This is a genomic window from Streptomyces albidochromogenes (assembly GCF_005981925.1).
GTDB classification, from domain to species: Bacteria; Actinomycetota; Actinomycetes; order Streptomycetales; family Streptomycetaceae; genus Streptomyces; species Streptomyces albidochromogenes.
Genome location: NZ_VBVX01000136.1, coordinates 1 through 17,192 on the forward strand (window position 1 = coordinate 1; position 17,192 = coordinate 17,192).

Annotated in this window: 11 protein-coding genes; 7 read left to right on the forward strand and 4 right to left on the reverse strand. The window is 72.4% G+C overall.

The window, feature by feature from the left end; all coding sequences use genetic code 11:
* Positions 1 to 276: 276 nt before the first annotated feature.
* Positions 277 to 1,890: an MFS transporter gene (locus E2E34_RS18685; protein WP_486387776.1), complete on the reverse strand. Its 1,614-nt coding sequence runs from the start codon at positions 1,888 to 1,890 to the stop codon at positions 277 to 279.
* A gap of 343 nt (positions 1,891 to 2,233) precedes the next feature.
* Here E2E34_RS18685 and E2E34_RS18690 point away from each other — a divergent pair, with 343 nt between their 5' ends.
* The 3 genes from E2E34_RS18690 (at position 2,234) to mfd (ending at position 9,376) form a co-directional block, all read left to right on the forward strand.
* Positions 2,234 to 3,022, forward strand: a complete 789-nt coding sequence (locus E2E34_RS18690) for an ABC transporter ATP-binding protein (RefSeq protein WP_138903060.1) — start codon at positions 2,234 to 2,236, stop codon at positions 3,020 to 3,022.
* Positions 3,019 to 5,604, forward strand: coding sequence for an ABC transporter permease (locus E2E34_RS18695; RefSeq protein WP_138903061.1), 2,586 nt, complete (start codon positions 3,019 to 3,021; stop codon positions 5,602 to 5,604). Before E2E34_RS18690 ends, E2E34_RS18695 begins: the two co-directional genes overlap by 4 nt.
* 241 nt (positions 5,605 to 5,845) lie before the next feature.
* A complete protein-coding gene (gene mfd / locus E2E34_RS18700) occupies positions 5,846 to 9,376 on the forward strand; it encodes a transcription-repair coupling factor (RefSeq protein ID WP_138903062.1) in 3,531 nt (1,176 codons plus the stop codon).
* A gap of 77 nt (positions 9,377 to 9,453) precedes the next feature.
* On the opposite strand, the gene E2E34_RS18705 is transcribed toward mfd, so the two are convergent.
* Positions 9,454 to 10,737: an SGNH/GDSL hydrolase family protein gene (locus E2E34_RS18705; protein ID WP_138903063.1), complete on the reverse strand. Its 1,284-nt coding sequence runs from the start codon at positions 10,735 to 10,737 to the stop codon at positions 9,454 to 9,456.
* Between the two features lie 80 nt (positions 10,738 to 10,817).
* Entirely contained in the window at positions 10,818 to 11,390 is a 573-nt protein-coding gene (locus E2E34_RS18710; protein ID WP_138903064.1) for a TetR/AcrR family transcriptional regulator, read from the reverse strand.
* A 98-nt stretch (positions 11,391 to 11,488) separates the two neighbouring features.
* Here E2E34_RS18710 and E2E34_RS18715 point away from each other — a divergent pair, with 98 nt between their 5' ends.
* Entirely contained in the window at positions 11,489 to 12,364 is an 876-nt protein-coding gene (locus E2E34_RS18715; protein WP_138903065.1) for an SCO6745 family protein, read from the forward strand.
* Between the two features lie 25 nt (positions 12,365 to 12,389).
* Entirely contained in the window at positions 12,390 to 13,172 is a 783-nt protein-coding gene (locus E2E34_RS18720; protein WP_138903066.1) for an HNH endonuclease family protein, read from the forward strand.
* A 172-nt stretch (positions 13,173 to 13,344) separates the two neighbouring features.
* Here the strand turns inward: E2E34_RS18720 and E2E34_RS18725 are convergent, their stop codons facing one another.
* Positions 13,345 to 14,190 (reverse strand): DUF4190 domain-containing protein, encoded by an 846-nt coding sequence (locus tag E2E34_RS18725; RefSeq protein WP_138903067.1) that lies wholly within the window; start codon positions 14,188 to 14,190, stop codon positions 13,345 to 13,347.
* Positions 14,191 to 14,410: 220 nt separating this feature from the next.
* On the opposite strand from E2E34_RS18725, the gene E2E34_RS18730 reads away from it, so the two are divergent.
* Positions 14,411 to 16,483, forward strand: coding sequence for an N-6 DNA methylase (locus E2E34_RS18730; RefSeq protein WP_138903070.1), 2,073 nt, complete (start codon positions 14,411 to 14,413; stop codon positions 16,481 to 16,483).
* A 169-nt stretch (positions 16,484 to 16,652) separates the two neighbouring features.
* The coding region (locus E2E34_RS18735) for a hypothetical protein (RefSeq protein ID WP_138903068.1) at positions 16,653 to 17,192 on the forward strand (540 nt) is incomplete at its 3' end.

The following is a 17,192-nucleotide window of genomic DNA, read 5'->3' on the forward strand; positions in this document are numbered from 1 at the left end:
GAACTCTGCCAGGGGTACAGGTACTCAGGGTAGTGCGACATGTGCGTGCTTGCTCCTTGCGCGGCTGGGTCCTTGCGGACTGCAGGGAGAAGCGCGTCCGGGGCCGGGGAGCGGCGGCGGGGCGCTGGTGGGGTCGCGTACGTTACCCAGCGGTATGCGCGGCGGGGAGCCTTTCGTACGAACTCGCGCGAGGATCTGCTGGTTACCTCGGGTAAGAAGAGCGTTGTTCATTCTTACTGGTGGTAACTGGTGGTGGGTGTGGTGCGTCGGTGGCCGCTAGCCGGCGTCGGCCGGTGTCTCCTCGGTGATGACCGGGAAGCGGCGCGGCGCCACGAAGACCAGGGCGAGCAGGGCGAGGAAGCCCGCCACGGCCGCGCCGACGTAGACGTGGTCGACGGCCGTGTCCACCGCCCGGCGCAGGTATTCGGCCGCCTCCGCGGTGAGCGAGCCGGGGTCGGCCAGCGCGTGCGAGACGGAGTCGAGGTCGCCGGGGAGGCCGCTGCGGATGTCGTCGGGGGCGGCGGCGAGCCGGGACGCGAGGGTGGCGTTGGCGATCGCGCCGAAGAGCGCCGCGCCGACGGACTGGCCGACCTGGCGGCAGAAGAGGACGGAAGCGGTCGTCGTACCGCGCTCCGCGTACCCGACCGTCGACTGCACGCCGACGATCAGGGGGAGTTGGAAGAGCCCGAGCGCCGCGCCGAGCAGCAGCATGATCAGGGCGGGCTGCCAGGCCGCGCCGGGGAACGGCAGCAGCGGGAAGGCGAGCAGGATCAGCGTCGAGCAGGAGATGCCGATGATCGCGGTGAGGCGGAAACCGATGCGGGTGTACGCGTGCTGGCTGAGCGCCGCGGACAGCGGCCAGCTGAGCGTCATGACGGACATGACGAAGCCGGCGGCGATCGGGCCGAGTCCGAGGACCGCCTGGGCGTAGGTGGGGAGGAAGACGGTCGGCGCGACCATGAGCAGGCCCAGCGCGCCGAGGGCGAGGTTGACGGCGGCGATGGTGCGCCTGCGCCACACCCAGCCGGGGATGACCGGTTCGGCGGCGCGGCGTTCGATGACGACGGTGAGCGCGGCGAGCAGCGCGCTGCCGCCGAACAGCGCGAGCGAGGGCGCCGAGAGCCAGGGCCAGGCGACGCCGCCCTGGACGAGGGCGAAGAGCAGCAGGCCGCCGCAGGCGAAGACCGAGAGGGCGCCCGCCCAGTCGACGCGGGGGGCCGGGCGGTCCTTGGTGCGGGCGGGTTCGCGCAGGTGGCGGGCGACGAGCCAGAGGGCGACCGCGCCGACGGGCAGGTTGATGAGGAAGATCCAGCGCCAGTCGGCGTACGCCGCGAGCAGTCCGCCGACCGCGGGGCCCGCGACGGCCGACACGGCCCACACGGTGGACAGCTTCGCCTGGATCTTGGGGCGTTCCTTGAGGGGGTAGAGGTCGGCGGCGATCGTCTGGACCGTGCCCTGGATGGCGCCGCCGCCCAGGCCCTGGACGACGCGGAAGGCGATCAGGCTCGCCATGTTCCAGGCGCAGGCGCAGAGCAGTGAGCCGAGGAGGAAGAGGGCTATGCCGGCGATCAGCACTGGCTTGCGGCCGAAGGTGTCGGAGAGCTTTCCGTACACGGGCAGGGTGACGGTGACGGCGAGGAGGTAGCCGGAGAAGAGCCACGAGAAGACGGCGAAGCCGCCGAGGTCGCCGACGATCTGGGGGACGGCGGTCGACACGATCGTGCCGTCGAGCGCGGCCAGGGCCATGCCGAGCATGAGCGCGGCGACGACGGCCCCGCGGCGGGCGTCCGGGACGAGGGGCGTCGGACTGCCGCCGCCCGCGGCGTCGTCCGTGCTTCCGGTGCCGCCGGTACTCCCCGCCTTGCCCGCACTGCTTCCGGCGCCGCTCACCAAGATCCCTTCACCGTGCACGTATCTGGCCCCCGACACCTTCTCATTTGCAGGTCACGCAGGGGGAGGGTGCAGGCTGCCCGGAGTCGGGGTCCACCCGGGGGTGGACAGCCCCTAGGGGCTTCTCCTTATTTCTGCCCAGGGGGTGTTCGTCCCGGTGGAGGACGAGGACGAGCCGGCCGTTCTTTAGCTTGGTCTTACGGCCCGCCGCACCAGGGGGGTGGGGCTGGCACCAGGGCGAATACGGAGATGCGCACCAGTGTGCGGGGGATCTCCGGCCGCCAGACTCGACGTACTCGATCGCCGCCGAACGACGCGCGGCTCACCACTGAGGAGATTCACCGTGACAACGGCTATGACCATTCCCAGGCACGGGGGCACTGGAGGGCGTACGGCCGTTGCCGCGAGGGCGCGGCAGGTCGTCAAGGCGTACGGGTCGGGGGAGACCCGCGTCGTCGCGCTCGACCACGTCGACGTGGACATCAACCGGGGGCAGTTCACCGCCATCATGGGCCCCTCGGGCTCCGGCAAGTCCACCCTGATGCACTGCCTCGCCGGCCTGGACACCGTGACCTCGGGCGAGATCCACCTCGACGAGACCGAGATCACCAAGCTCAAGGACAAGAAGCTCACGCAGCTGCGCAGGGACCGGATCGGCTTCATCTTCCAGGCGTTCAACCTGCTGCCCACGCTGAACGCCCTGGAGAACATCACGCTGCCGATGGACATCGCGGGGCGCAGGCCCGACGCGGCGTGGCTCAACCGGGTGGTGGAGACGGTCGGCCTCGCGGACCGGCTGAAGCACCGGCCCACGCAGCTGTCCGGCGGACAGCAGCAGCGCGTCGCGGTGGCGCGGGCGCTCGCCGCGCGCCCCGAGATCATCTTCGGTGACGAGCCGACCGGAAACCTCGACTCCCGAGCCGGGGCGGAGGTGCTGGCGTTCCTGCGCAAGTCCGTCGACGAGCTGGGCCAGACCATCGTGATGGTCACCCACGACCCGGTGGCCGCCTCGTACGCGGACCGGGTGCTGTACCTCGCGGACGGCAGGATCGTCGACGAGATGTTCTCGCCCACCGCCGACCAGGTCCTCGACCGCATGAAGGACTTCGACGCGCGCGGGCGGACCTCATGACCGTCGTCAAGACCTCGTTGCGCAACTTCCTCGCGCACAAGGGACGCATGGCGCTGTCCGCCGTCGCGGTCCTGCTCTCGGTGGCGTTCGTGTGCGGCACGCTCGTGTTCACCGACACCATGAACACCACGTTCGACAAGCTCTTCTCCGCGACCTCGGCCGATGTCACCATCAGCCACGAGGCGGCCGAGGACGACGACCAGGGTCCGCGCACCGGCCGGCCCGAGGCGCTCCCCGCCTCGCTCGTCGAGCAGGTGACGAAGGCGGACGGCGTGAAGTCCGCCGAAGGCGCCGTCGTCAGCATGTCGGTGACCGTCGTCGACGCCGCCAACAAGAAGATGGGCTCCGACAACGGGGCGCCCACGATCGCCGGCAACTGGACGCGCAACGACCTCAAGTCGATGGACATCACCTCCGGGCACGCCCCGCGCGGGCCCACCGACGTGATGGTCGACGCCGACACCGCCGAGAAGCACGGCCTGAAGCTCGGCGACGCGCTGCGCACCATCGCCGTCACCGGCGACATCGAGTCCCGGATCTCCGGCATCGCGTCGTTCAAGATGACCAACCCGGGCGCGACCGTCGTCTACTTCGACACCGCCACCGCGCAGCGCGAGCTGCTCGGCAGGCCGGACGCTTTCACGCACATCTCCGTGACCGCCGAGGAGGGCGTCGGCGACACACGGTTGAAGCAGCACGTCGCCACCGCCCTCGACGGGGCCGCCGGCGGACCGTACAAGCTCCAGACCGCGAAGGAGGCCGCGGACTCGGGGCGTGAGGACGTCGGTGCCTTCCTCGACGTGATGAAGTACGCGATGCTCGGCTTCGCCGGGATCGCCTTCCTCGTCGGCATCTTCCTCATCGTCAACACCTTCTCCATGCTGGTCACCCAGCGCACCCGTGAGATCGGCCTGATGCGGGCCATCGGCTCCAGCCGCGGCCAGGTCAACCGGGGCGTGCTGGTGGAGGCCCTGCTGCTCGGCGTCGTCGGCTCGATCCTCGGCGTGGGCGCCGGTGTCGGACTCGCCGTCGGCCTGATGCAACTCATGGGCTCCATGGGCATGGAGCTGTCCACCAAGGACCTGACCGTTGCCTGGACCACCCCGGTCGTCGGTCTCGCGCTCGGCATCGTCGTCACCGTCGTCGCCGCCTACATCCCCGCCCGGCGGGCCGGCAAGGTCTCCCCGATGGCCGCCCTGCGCGACGCCGGGACGCCGGCGGACGGCAGGGCCGGCTGGATACGGGCCTCGATCGGCCTGCTCCTGACCGGCTCGGGCGCCCTGCTGCTCTACCTGACCACCCAGGCGGACAAGGCGAGCGAGGGCTCGCTGCTCCTCGGCGGCGGTGTCGTGCTCACCCTGATCGGCTTCATCGTCGTGGGCCCGCTCCTGGCGGGTGTGGTGGTACGGGCGATCAGCGCCGTACTGCTGCGGATGTTCGGCCCCGTGGGCCGGATGGCCGAGCGCAACGCGCTGCGCAACCCGCGCCGCACCGGGGCGACGGGCGCCGCGCTGATGATCGGCCTGGCCCTGGTGGCCTGCCTCTCCGTCGTCGGGTCCTCGATGGTCGCCTCGGCGACGCAGGAGCTCGACAAGTCGGTCGGGGCGGACTTCATCATCCAGAGCGGACCCAGCGGCCCGATCGTGCCCAAGGCCGAGAAGGCGCTGCGCGCGGCCGCCGACATCGAGCACGTCACCGGCTACAAGATGATCAAGGCCGAGCTGACCGCTCCCGACGGCGCCAAGGAGACCGAGGAACTGGTCGCCGCCGACCCGACGTACGCCAAGGACCTGCGGCGCGAGATCGTCGCAGGTGAGCTGGCCGCGGCGTACGGCAAGAACGCCATGTCCGTCGGCAGCGACTACGCCGAGCGGCACGGCGTGAAGGTCGGCGACACGATGACCGTCGCGTTCACCGGCGGCGAGACCGCGAAGCTCAAGATCGCGGCGATCACCTCGGACGAGTCGAACGTCGACAAGGGCGCGATGTACACCAACGTCACGACGGCCGCCCAGTACCTGCCGGCCGATCGGGTGCCGCCGAACATGATGATGTTCGCGAAGGCGGTGGACGGCAAGGAGAAGGCCGCGTACGCCGGGCTGAAGAAGGCGCTGGCCGACTACCCGCAGTTCACGGTGCAGGACCAGACCGACTTCAAGCAGGGCCTCAAGGACGAGGTCGGCCAGCTGCTCAACATCGTCTACGGCCTGCTGGCGCTCGCGATCATCGTCGCGGTGCTCGGTGTGGTGAACACGCTCGCCCTGTCGGTCGTCGAGCGCACCCGGGAGATCGGCCTGATGCGGGCCATCGGCCTCTCGCGCCGCCAGCTGCGCCGCATGATCCGCATGGAGTCCGTCGTCATCGCCCTCTTCGGCGCCCTGCTCGGCCTCGGCCTGGGCATGGGCTGGGGCACGACCGCCCAGAAGCTGCTGGCCCTGGAGGGGCTCGGCGTCCTGGAGATTCCGTGGGCGACGATCCTCACGGTCTTCGTGGGCTCGGCCTTCGTCGGTCTGTTCGCGGCGCTGGTCCCGGCGTTCCGGGCGGGCCGGATGAACGTGCTGAACGCGATCGCCACGGAGTAGGAGGGGCGGGCGGTACGGCGACGGGCCCGGCCCCGGTGAGCATCCTCACCGGGGCCGGGCCCGTCGCTGTCGTCACGCGGCCAGGACCTGTGCGTCGCCCGCCACCACCGGCCGAGTCCCGGCGTTCCCCCGCGCGAGTGACAGTCCGGCGTCGTAGGCTGGGGACACCCCGGCCCGTGCGACGTGTCGGGCCCTTCGCGTTGTCCACCTCGTCACCTCGTTACCCGGACGGAAGCCCTTCATGAGCCTGCACGGTCTGCTGGATGCCGTAGTACGAGACCCGGCGCTCGCCGAAGCGGTGAAGGCCGCCACCGACGGCAACCGCATGCACATCGACCTGGTCGGCCCGCCCGCCGCGCGCCCCTTCGCGGTGGCCGCGCTGGCCCGCGAGACCGGGCGTACCGTGCTCGCCGTCACCGCGACCGGCCGCGAGGCCGAGGACCTGGCCGCCGCGCTGCGCACGCTGCTGCCGGAGGAGGGGATCGTCGACTACCCGTCGTGGGAGACCCTGCCGCACGAGCGCCTTTCGCCGCGCAGCGACACCATGGGCCGCCGCCTCGCCGTCCTGCGCCGCCTCGCGCACCCGCACGCCGACGACCCGTCCGCCGGCCCCGTGAGCGTGATCGTGGCCCCCGTCCGTTCGGTGCTCCAACCGCAGGTCAAGGGCCTGGGGGACCTGGAGCCGGTGGCGCTGCGGACCGGGCGGAGCGCGGACCTGGGGGAGGTCACGGCGGCGCTGGCGGCAGCGGCGTACTCCCGTGTGGAGCTCGTCGAGAAGCGCGGCGAGTTCGCGGTGCGCGGCGGCATCCTCGACGTCTTCCCGCCGACCGAGGAGCACCCGCTGCGCGTGGAGTTCTGGGGCGACGACGTCGAGGAGATCCGGTACTTCAAGGTCGCCGACCAGCGTTCCCTCGAAGTCGCCGAGCACGGCCTGTGGGCGCCGCCCTGCCGCGAGCTGCTGCTGACCGACAGCGTGCGGGAGCGGGCCGCCGCCCTCGCCGAGGCCCACCCGGAGCTCGGCGAGCTGCTCGGCAAGCTCGCCGAGGGCATCGCCGTGGAGGGCATGGAGTCACTGGCCCCGGTCCTCGTCGACGACATGGAGCTGCTGCTCGACGTACTGCCCAAGGGCTCCATGGCGCTGGTCTGCGACCCCGAGCGGGTACGGACCAGGGCGGCGGACCTGGTGGCGACCTCGCAGGAGTTCCTCCAGGCGTCCTGGGCCGCCACGGCCGGCGGCGGCGAGGCCCCCATCGACGTGGGCGCGGCCTCGCTGCGGGGGATCGCCGACGTCCGGGAACGGGCCCGTGAGCTGGACATGCTGTGGTGGTCGGTGGCCCCGTTCGCCGCCGACGAGGAGCTGTCGGACGACACCCTGAAGCTCGGCATGCACGCCCCCGAGGCGTACCGGGGCGACACGGCGAGAGCGCTAGCCGACACCAAGGGCTGGCTGGCCGACGGCTGGCGGACCGTCTACATCACGGAGGGCCACGGCCCGGCGGCCCGCACCGCCGAGGTCCTGGGCGGCGAGGGCATCCCGGCCCGCCTGGAGGCGGAGCTCGCCGAGATCACCCCGTCCGTCGTCCACGTCGCCTGCGGTTCGATCGACAACGGCTTCGTCGACCCCGGCCTGCGGCTGGCGGTACTGACCGAGACCGACCTGACCGGCCAGCGCACCGCCAGCAAGGAACTGGGCCGGATGCCGGCCCGCCGCCGCAAGACCATCGACCCGCTGACGCTCCAGGCGGGCGACTTCATCGTCCACGAGCAGCACGGCGTCGGCCGCTACATCGAGATGGTCCAGCGCACCGTCCAGGGCGCGACCCGCGAGTACCTGCTCGTCGAGTACGCCCCCGCCAAGCGCGGCCAGCCCGGCGACCGCCTCTACATCCCCACCGACCAGCTGGAGCAGGTCACCAAGTACGTCGGCGGCGAGGCCCCGACGCTGCACCGGCTCGGCGGCGCCGACTGGACCAAGACGAAGGCGCGCGCGAAGAAGGCGGTCAAGGAGATCGCCGCCGACCTGATCAAGCTGTACTCGGCGCGCATGGCGGCCCCCGGCCACACCTTCGGCCCGGACACCCCGTGGCAGCGGGAGCTGGAGGACGCCTTCCCGTACGTCGAGACGCCCGACCAGCTGTCCACCATCGCCGAGGTGAAGGAGGACATGGAGAAGTCCGTCCCCATGGACCGGCTGATCTGCGGCGACGTCGGTTACGGCAAGACGGAGATCGCGGTCCGCGCCGCCTTCAAGGCGGTCCAGGACGGCAAGCAGGTCGCCGTCCTGGTGCCCACGACCCTGCTGGTGCAGCAGCACTTCGGGACGTTCTCCGAGCGGTACGCCCAGTTCCCGGTGGTCGTGAAGGCGCTCAGCCGCTTCCAGTCCGACACCGAGGCGAAGGCGACCCTGGAGGGCCTCAGGGAGGGCTCGGTGGACATCGTCATCGGCACCCACCGGCTGTTCTCGTCGGAGACGAAGTTCAAGGACCTGGGCCTGGTCATCGTCGACGAGGAGCAGCGCTTCGGCGTCGAGCACAAGGAGCAGCTGAAGAAGCTGCGCGCCAACGTCGACGTACTGACGATGTCCGCCACCCCCATCCCCCGCACGCTCGAAATGGCCGTCACCGGCATCCGCGAGATGTCGACGATCACGACGCCGCCGGAGGAGCGCCACCCGGTGCTGACCTTCGTCGGCCCGTACGAGGAGAAGCAGATCGGCGCCGCGGTCCGCCGCGAACTGCTGCGCGAGGGCCAGGTCTTCTACATCCACAACCGGGTCGAGTCGATCGACCGGGCTGCGGCCAAGCTCCGCGAGATTGTGCCCGAGGCGCGGATCGCGACGGCGCACGGCCAGATGGGCGAGAGCCAGCTGGAGCAGGTCGTCGTCGACTTCTGGGAGAAGAAGTTCGACGTACTGGTCTCGACGACGATCGTCGAGTCCGGCATCGACATCTCCAACGCCAACACCCTGATCGTCGAGCGCGGCGACAACTTCGGCCTCTCCCAGCTCCACCAGTTGCGCGGCCGGGTGGGCCGCGGCCGCGACCGCGGCTACGCGTACTTCCTGTACCCGCCGGAGAAGCCGCTGACGGAGACCGCGCACGAGCGGCTGGCGACGATCGCCCAGCACACCGAGATGGGCGCGGGCATGTACGTCGCCATGAAGGACCTGGAGATCCGCGGCGCGGGCAACCTGCTGGGCGGCGAGCAGTCCGGGCACATCGCGGGCGTCGGCTTCGACCTGTACATCCGCATGGTCGGCGAGGCCGTCGCGGACTACCGGGCGGCGGTGGACGGCCAGGCCGAGGAGGAGCCGCCGCTGGAGGTCAAGATCGAGCTTCCGGTGGACGCGCACGTTCCGCACGACTACGCGCCGGGCGAGCGGCTGCGTCTCCAGGCGTACCGGGCGATCGCCTCGGCCAACTCCGAGGAGGACATCCGGGCCGTACGGGAAGAGCTCACCGACCGCTACGGCAAGCTTCCCGAGCCGGTGGAGAACCTGCTGCTGGTCGCCGGGCTGCGGATGCTGGCGCGGGCCTGCGGCGTCGCGGACATCACCCTGGCCGGGCCCAACGTCCGCTTCGGCCCGGTGGAACTGCGCGAGTCGCAGGAGCTGCGCCTCAAGCGGCTCTACCCCCGCACGGTCCTCAAGCCGGCCACCCACCAGATCCTGGTGCCGCGCCCGACCACCGGACAGATCGGCGGGAAGCCGGTGGTGGGACGCGAACTGCTGGCGTGGACCGGCGAGTTCCTGACGACGATCCTGGGGTCGTAGCCCGCCCCGGCGGCGGGCCGTGCCCGGTCCCCCCGTGGGACCGGGCACGGCTGCCCGGGTGTCGGCGGGCGGGTCCGTCAGAGCGAGTCGAGGTCCAGCGCGTCGGCCATGGCGCGGTACCCGGCGTCACTCGGATGCAGCTTGTCGCCCGAGTCGTAGGCGGGGCGGATGCCGCCGTCGGGTCCGGCCACGGCGCGGTCGAAGTCGGCCACCGCGTCGTACTCGCCCGAGGTGCGGATCCAGTGGTTGACCGCCTGGCGCTTGGCCTCGTTGACCCCTGCCGCGTCGTCGTAGAACGACCCCTCGATCGGTGTCAGCGTGGCCCCGACCGCCTTGATGCCCCTGGCGTGCGCCTGACGGATCAACGAGCGGTGCCCGTCGATGAGTCGCTCGGCGGAGACCTCCGGGGTGGGGCCGCCGGGAAACGTCGGACCACTGCCCCCAATGTCGTTGATGCCTTCCAGGACGATGACGGTGCCGACGCCCGGCTCGTCGAGCACGTCCTCCTTGAAGCGGGCGATGCCCTTCTCCCCGGCCCAGGTCGTGTCGTTGGTGACCTGGTTGCCGCCGATCCCGTGGTTGAGGACACCGCGGGGCTTCCCGGCGGCGGCGAAGCGCTCGGCGAGCTCGTCGGGGTAGCGGTTGTCCGTGTTCGGCGAGGAGCCGACGCCGTCGGTGATGGAGTCGCCGAAGGTCACCACCGCGTCGCGCCGCTCGGCCGGCCTGCCGCCGGTGACCTCGACGCCGGTGAGGTAGTACCAGGAGTCGCTGCTCTCCTCGAACGCCGCGCCGCCGCGGTCCGACCGGTGGTCGCCGTGGGCGCGGTAGCTGGTGGCGGCGGAGAAGTGGTGGAAGGTGGCCGGCCCGGTGGGCCCCGCCAGGTACAGCGTCACCGTGAGCGACTCCAGGGCCCTGACCTTGAACGGCACCCCGTCACTGGTCGCCCGGCCGCCCGCGGGGATCGTCACCGAGCGCCCCTTGCCGAAGGACAGGTGCCGGACCGAACCCGGCTTCACGGCTGCGCCCTCGGCCGTGCGGGCCACCGTCGCGCCGGTGATGCGCAGCGGAGTGCTCCCGTAGCGGTTGGACAGCTCGATACGGGCCTTCGTGCCGCCGGTGGTGACCCGCACCACCTGGCGCACCGTGTGGTTGTCGAAGCCCTGCGGCGACCAGTTGGGCGCGAACGGCGCGGTCGGCGCCTGCGGGGAGGCGGCCCAGCCGCCCTGCCACTGCGCGCCGTGCCGTTCGGCGGCCGCGGCGGCACTGGCCGGACCGTGCGGTCCGGCGACCGGCAGGACCGCCAGTGCGGCCGCCGTGACCAGCGCCGCACCCGTACGCCGTAAGGAAGTTGTCGATGTCATGCGTCCCGCCCCTGTCGATGTCCGATGTCCGTGTCGTTGATCGCGTGCACGCGACAGGGTCAAGCGCTGATCGTCTTCGGCTATTCCCCGCCGCCGTTGCCGAACACCGCGTCCGCCACCGCCCGGAAGGCGTCCTCCGGAGCGCGGCCGCCCAGGGAGCGGTCCAGGTTGTGGGTCAGGAGCAGAGTGGCGAAGCCGTGGGCGACCGACCAGGCGGCGGTGCCGGTCACTTCCGGGTCGGCGGCGCGGTCACCGGGGAGGCCGGCCACTTCGGCGCGCAGTCGCTCGTACGAACGCGCCTTGGCGGCCTCCAGCTCCGGGTCGTCGGCCCGCAGCAGGTCCGGCTGGAACATGACCTGGAAGTGCGCCGGGTGGGCGACCGCGAAACGCACGTACCGCACACCGGCGTCGCGCAGGTCCGTCGCGTCGGACAGCGCCGCGGTCAGCAGGTCGTGCCCCTCGGTGGCGATGGCGGTCAGCAGGCCGGTCCGGTCCCTGAAGTGGTGGGCGGGGGCGGCGTGCGAGACACCCGCGCGGCGGGCGAGGTCGCGCAGGGACAGGGCGGCGGGACCCTCGGTGCGGATGACGTCGAGCGCGGCGGCGAGGACGGCCCGTCGCAGGTCACCGTGGTGGTAGGTGTCGCGGCTGGTCATGGCCAGCAGACTACGCCGAATCTAGGCGTTGACAAGTTGAGACGGGCGAGGCAATCTTGTCGATGTCTAGATGGGGCGTCGCGGTCGGAGGAGGAGCCATGGGCGGGCAGGTCGTGGAACTGGGGCGCGTGCGGCAGATGTGGCACCTGCTGGAGCCGTTGCACGCCGTCCTCTACTACGCCCCTGAGGTCCTCGCGGAGGCGGAGAAGCTCGGCTGCTCGACGGACGTCCGCTGGCCGGGCTACTTCACCTGGCGCCGCGCGCCGCTGGGGGCCGTGGGCGCCGAGGTCGTGACCGCCGCGTTCTACAGCTTCAGCCCGCGCATGGTCGCGAAGTACGTCCCGGCGGCAGGGGGCGGCGCGGACCCGGCCGACGCCCTGGCCGCGCGGCTGCGCGGGATGGACGCCACCTACCGCGCCCTCTTCGGGGATCGGGTCGACGGGCCGGAGATCGCCGAGGCCGCCGCCCTGGCCCGCCGGGCCGCCGAGGCCGCGAACACCGCGGGCCGGCCGCTCGCCGCCGCCAACGCCTCGCTGCCCTGGCCCGACGCCCCGCACCTCGTGCTGTGGCAGGCCGCGACCGTCCTGCGCGAGCACCGCGGCGACGGCCACCTCGCGGCGCTGCTCACCGCCGGACTCGACCCGGTCGAGGCGCTGGTGAGCTTCGCGGGGATCGGAGCGGCGTCGGCGGAGACGTTCCGCAGCCGGGGCTGGAGCGACGAGGAGTGGGCGGCCGCGCGGGAACGGCTCGTCGCACGCGGGCTGCTGGACGCGGAAGGCACCGCCACCGGGGCGGGGCGCGCGCTGCGCGCCGAGGTCGAGCGGGTCACCGACGAGCTGGCCGCCGCGCCCTGGCGGTCCCTCGGGCCGGAAGGGACCGCGCGGCTGGCGGAGTTGCTGGGGCCGCTGTGGCTGGAGGTGCTGGGCTCCGGGCTGTTGCCGTCCGAGAACACGCTGGGCATCGGCAAGGTGTAAGGACGCCCGTGGGAGTCTGGAGGGCATGCATACCGACGCGCCCCGACGGACCGCCTGGATACGCACCCCGACGCGGGTGCGTGCTTTCCGGGCGGCCCTCCCCGCAGCCGCCCTGTCCGCCGCTCTCGCCGTCACCGGCTGCACGCCGGAGGAGGTGGGCGGAAACGGCGGCGACAGCGGCGCCGAGCCGGGCGCGGCCGGCTCGGCGCTCACCGCCGCCGGGACGCTCACCGTCAAGGGGCGCGCTCCCAGGACCGGTTACGAGCGGGAGGCGTTCGGCAGCGCCTGGGCGGACACCGACGACAACGGGTGCGGGACCCGCGACGACATACTGAAACGCGACCTGGCCGACGTACGGATCCGGCGCGGCGGCGGCGCGGACTGCGCGGTCGCCGCCGGAACGCTCACCGAGGACCCGTACACCGGGCGGCGCGTGGAGTTCGTGCGCGGCCGCAGCAAGGTCGACATCGACCATGTCGTCGCCCTCTCCGACGCCTGGCAGAAGGGCGCCGGGAAGTGGCAGCGCCGCAAGCGGGTTGCCTTCGCCAACGACCCGCTCAACCTGCTGGCCGTCGACTCCTCCGCCAACCGCCGCAAGAGCGACGGCGACACGGCGACCTGGCTGCCCGCGAACAAGGCGTACCGCTGTGTGTACGTGGCCCGGCAGGTGGCCGTGAAGAAGAAGTACGAGCTGTGGGTGACCGGCGCCGAACGGGACGCCATGCGGCGAGTACTGTCCCGCTGCCCGGACGAACCGCTGCCCGCCACCGGCGGCCCGACCGAGGCCCCGGCCCGTTTCGGCCGCTGAGCCGCTGAGCCGCTGAGCCGCTGAGCCGCTGAGGCGCTGAGGCGCTGAGGCGCTGAGGCGCTGAACACCGGGCCGGGTCCGTACGCGGAAAGTGTCCGGCCCACTCGCGGGGGGTGCGCGAGCGGGCCGGACGGTCTGTGGTGGTGCGGGGTGGTGCGGGCAGCGCCTGGGGTCAGAGCTTCAGGTCCCACTGCGAGGCTTCGTGGGAGAAGTCGGGAGAGATCTCGACGACCAGGTTCTCGGCGTCGGCCGGGGCGTCGAAGGCGTACACCACGGTGGCCTTCTTGCCCGGGGCGAGCGTGCCGGTGAAGAGCTCGCCGACCTTCTCGTCGAAGATCTGCTCGGCCTTCACGCCCTCGGCGCCGGCGCGGGCCTCGGCGGTGACGAGCGCGGCGTCGAACTTCTCCGTACCGGCGTTGTCGATGACGACCGTGACCTTGTAGGCCTTGTTGCCCTTGGTGTGCCCGATGGCGTACTCGCCGGGGGTGTACGGCCGCGGGGCGGACGTGGTGACCGTCAGCTTGTCGTCGTAGACGGCCGAGTCACCGGCCGCCAGCGTCTGGGAGTCGTCGCTCGTGCCGCCGGCCGCGGCGCCCTTGCCCTTGTTCTTCTTGCCCTTGTTCTTGCCGTCGCTCTTCGCGCTGCCGTCGCCCGGCTCCTTGGTGGCCGACGAACTGCTGGTCGCCTTGTTGATGTCGTCCACCGCGTCGTCCACGGCCTTGAAGAGGATGACCGCGCCGACCACCGACATGATCAGCGAGATCAGGCCGAGGATGGCGCCCGCCAGGGCGACGCCCTTGTTGGTCGCCCCGCCGCGCTTGGCGCGGCCCCGGCCGGCCAGGCCCATGACCAGGGCGATGATGCCGAGGATGCCGGCGAGCCAGAAGAAGAACGGGATCAGACCCGACAGCGCGCCGATGATGCCGAGGATCAGGGCGGCAGTGCCCAGGCCGTTGCGGGCCTGCGCGGCCGGCATCGGAGCCTGCGGGAACTGAGGCTGCTGCGTGTACTGAGACATGGATGTCCTCCGGACAAGGGGTGTGCGGGACTGCCTTGCCGCCCCGTTCTGCTGCGATGGGTCAATCACAGCAGAGCTTGTGAACCGAGTCAACACGGTTCACGCGATGACTTCGATTCACGACGTGAAGCGGCTCGTCTTGTGTGCGCGGGTATGCTCGGTGCACAAGCAGGTGCAGGTGTACGAGGGGAGCCGGCCGGTGTCGGACAACGCAGCAGAGGTGACCGCCGCCGGAATCGCCCGGCTCGCCGGGGTGGGCCGCGCCGCCGTGAGCAACTGGCGCCGCCGCCACCCGGACTTCCCCAAACCCGTCGGCGGCACCGAGACGAGCCCCTCGTTCGCCCTCCCCGCGGTCGAGCAGTGGCTGCGCGACCAGGGGAAAATCGCCGAGGTGCCGCTGCGCGAGCGGGTCTGGCAGCAGCTCGCCGGCCACCCGGCGGGCGCCGTGACCGCCCTGATCCACGCGGGCTGCGGGCTCCTGCTCGTACGCGACCGGCCGACCGCGTGGCTCCAGCTCTCCGCCGTCTCCGACGAGAAGCTGGCCGCTCTCCTGTCGCCCGCCCTGGGGGAGGTCCTCGCCCCCCGCTTCGGCCCGCACCGGGCGGTTCACACCCCGGACGCGCCCGCGCTGGCGCCCTCCGTGCCTCTGCTGCGCGCCACCGCGGAGCTGGCCGCGGAACTCGGCGCGCGCCAGACCTACGAGTTCCTGCTCGGCCGCCACCTCGACGCCAACCCGCGTCAGTACACACTCACCCCGCCCGGCCCCGCCGCCCTGATGGCGGCCCTCGCGGGCCCCGCCCGCAGCGTCCTCGACCCGGCCTGCGGCACCGGTACGCTGCTGCGCGCCGTCGCGCAGGGCGCCGGGGCCAAGTCCGCCGACGCGCAGCCCGACGGAGCGGGTGCCGGCTCCCAGGACGGGCGCGCCCTGCACGGCCAGGACAGCGACCCCGACCTGGCCGCCCTCGCCGCACTGCGCCTCGCCCTGCACACCGAGAACGGCGGCGCCGAAGTCCGCGTCGCCGCCGCCGACTCCCTGCGCGCCGACGCCTTTCCGCAGCTCGCCGCCGACGCCGTGCTCTGCCACCCGCCGTTCAACGAACGCAACTGGGGCCACGACGAGCTGGCCTACGACGCCCGCTGGGAGTACGGCTTCCCGGCCCGTACGGAGTCCGAACTCGCCTGGGTCCAGCACGCCCTGGCCCGGCTGCGCGAGGGCGGCACCGCCGTCCTCCTGATGCCGCCCGCCGCCGCCTCCCGCCGCTCCGGCCGCCGCATCCGCGCCGACCTGCTGCGCCGGGGAGCCCTGCGCGCCGTCGTGTCGCTCCCGGCCGGCGCCGCGCCCCCGTACGGCATCCCGCTGCACCTGTGGGTCCTGCGCAAGCCCGCGCCGGGCGGCCGCCCGTCCCACGAAGTGCTGCTCGTCGACACGGCCGACCTCTCCGCCGCCGGCCGCGACAAGCTCGACTGGCAGGCCCTGCACGGCGTCGTCCTCGACACCTGGCAGCACTTCGACCGCGACGGCACCGTCGCCGAACGCCCTGGCGTCAGCCGCTCGGTGTCCGTGATCGAACTCCTCGACGACGACGTGGACCTCGCCCCCGCCCGCCACCTGCCGCCCCCGGCGGCCGGCAAGGGCGCCGCCGAACTCGCCGTCGTACGCGAGCGGCTGGCCGAGACGCTGCGGCAGACCACCGCGCTCACGCCCCCCGCCGGCGAGAACGCGCAACCCCCGCGCTGGCCGACGACCACCGTCGGCGAACTCGCCAGGGCGGGCGCCCTGGTGCTGCGTGCGGGCGGCGCGGGAGCCGGTTCCGGGGAACCGGTCCTCACCGAACAGGACGTGCTCGGCGGGGCGGCGCCCTCGGGCACCCTCCCCGAAGGCCCGGCGGAGGACCCCGTGCTCCTCGAAGCGGGCGACGTGGTGGTGCCCGTGCTCGGCGGCGGCTCGGTCGCCCGCGTCGTCGACGACGCCACCGCGGGCGCCGCCCTGGGCCGCAGCCTCCAGCTGCTGCGCCCCGACCCGGCGGCTCTCGACCCCTGGTTCCTCGCCGGCTTCCTGCGCGGCACCGCCAACAACCGCCAGGCCAGCAGCTACGCGTCGACCTCCACCCGGCTCGACGTGCGCCGCCTCCAGCTGCCCCGCCTGCCGCTCGCCGACCAGCGCCAGTACGGCGAGCGCTTCCGCACCCTGGCGGAGTTCGAGGACGCCCTGCGGCAGGCGGGACGACTCGGCGAACAGCTCGTGCAGGGGCTGTACGACGGCCTGACGGACGGGACCGTACGGCCGCGGTGAGGCGCGAGTGAGTCAGGAGTGCACGGCGGAGTGAGCCGCGCCACATCGGATCCGTACAACCCGTGGGCCGTTGTCGGTGTCGGTGTATACGCTCAAAGCGCTTGGTCGAGCGCGTGCCGCACCGAGTGTCTGTCCCCACGTACGTCTCACCAGGTCTTCAGGAGCAGCCATGCACGGCTCCGGCACCACGCCGCCAGTCCGCACTGACGGCGCCGTCATCACCATGCGCGTGCTGTTCCCCATCTGCGCCGTCTTCAGCTGCGGCGTCCTGTCGTGCGTGCCGCTGCTGCGCATCGCGATCCTGCGCGGGCGCTGGTACGACTGGGCGGTGGCGTGGGCGAGCATCCCGGTGGCGATCACCGCCTTCGCCGTCGTCGGTTCGCTGCCCGAGGGGGACGTCCGGACCGACATAGCGCTGTCGTGCATCCTGCTCCTCGGGGCCGCGAGCGCCGGGTACTTCCTGGTCTTCGACATCCGGCACTACGCGCGGCTCGGGGCCGCCGGCGTGCCGCACTCCGTCACCGGGACCCAAGCGCCCTACGGCCCGTACGCCCCGCAGGCGCAGTCCCAGCCGCAGCAGCAGCCGTACGGGCAGAGCGCCCCGCCGCAGTACGGCTACCCGAACCCGTACGCGAGCACCCCGGTGGTCAACCCGGCCCCGGTCCCGCCGCCCCATCACCAGCCGCAGCCGCAGCAAACTCAGCCGCAG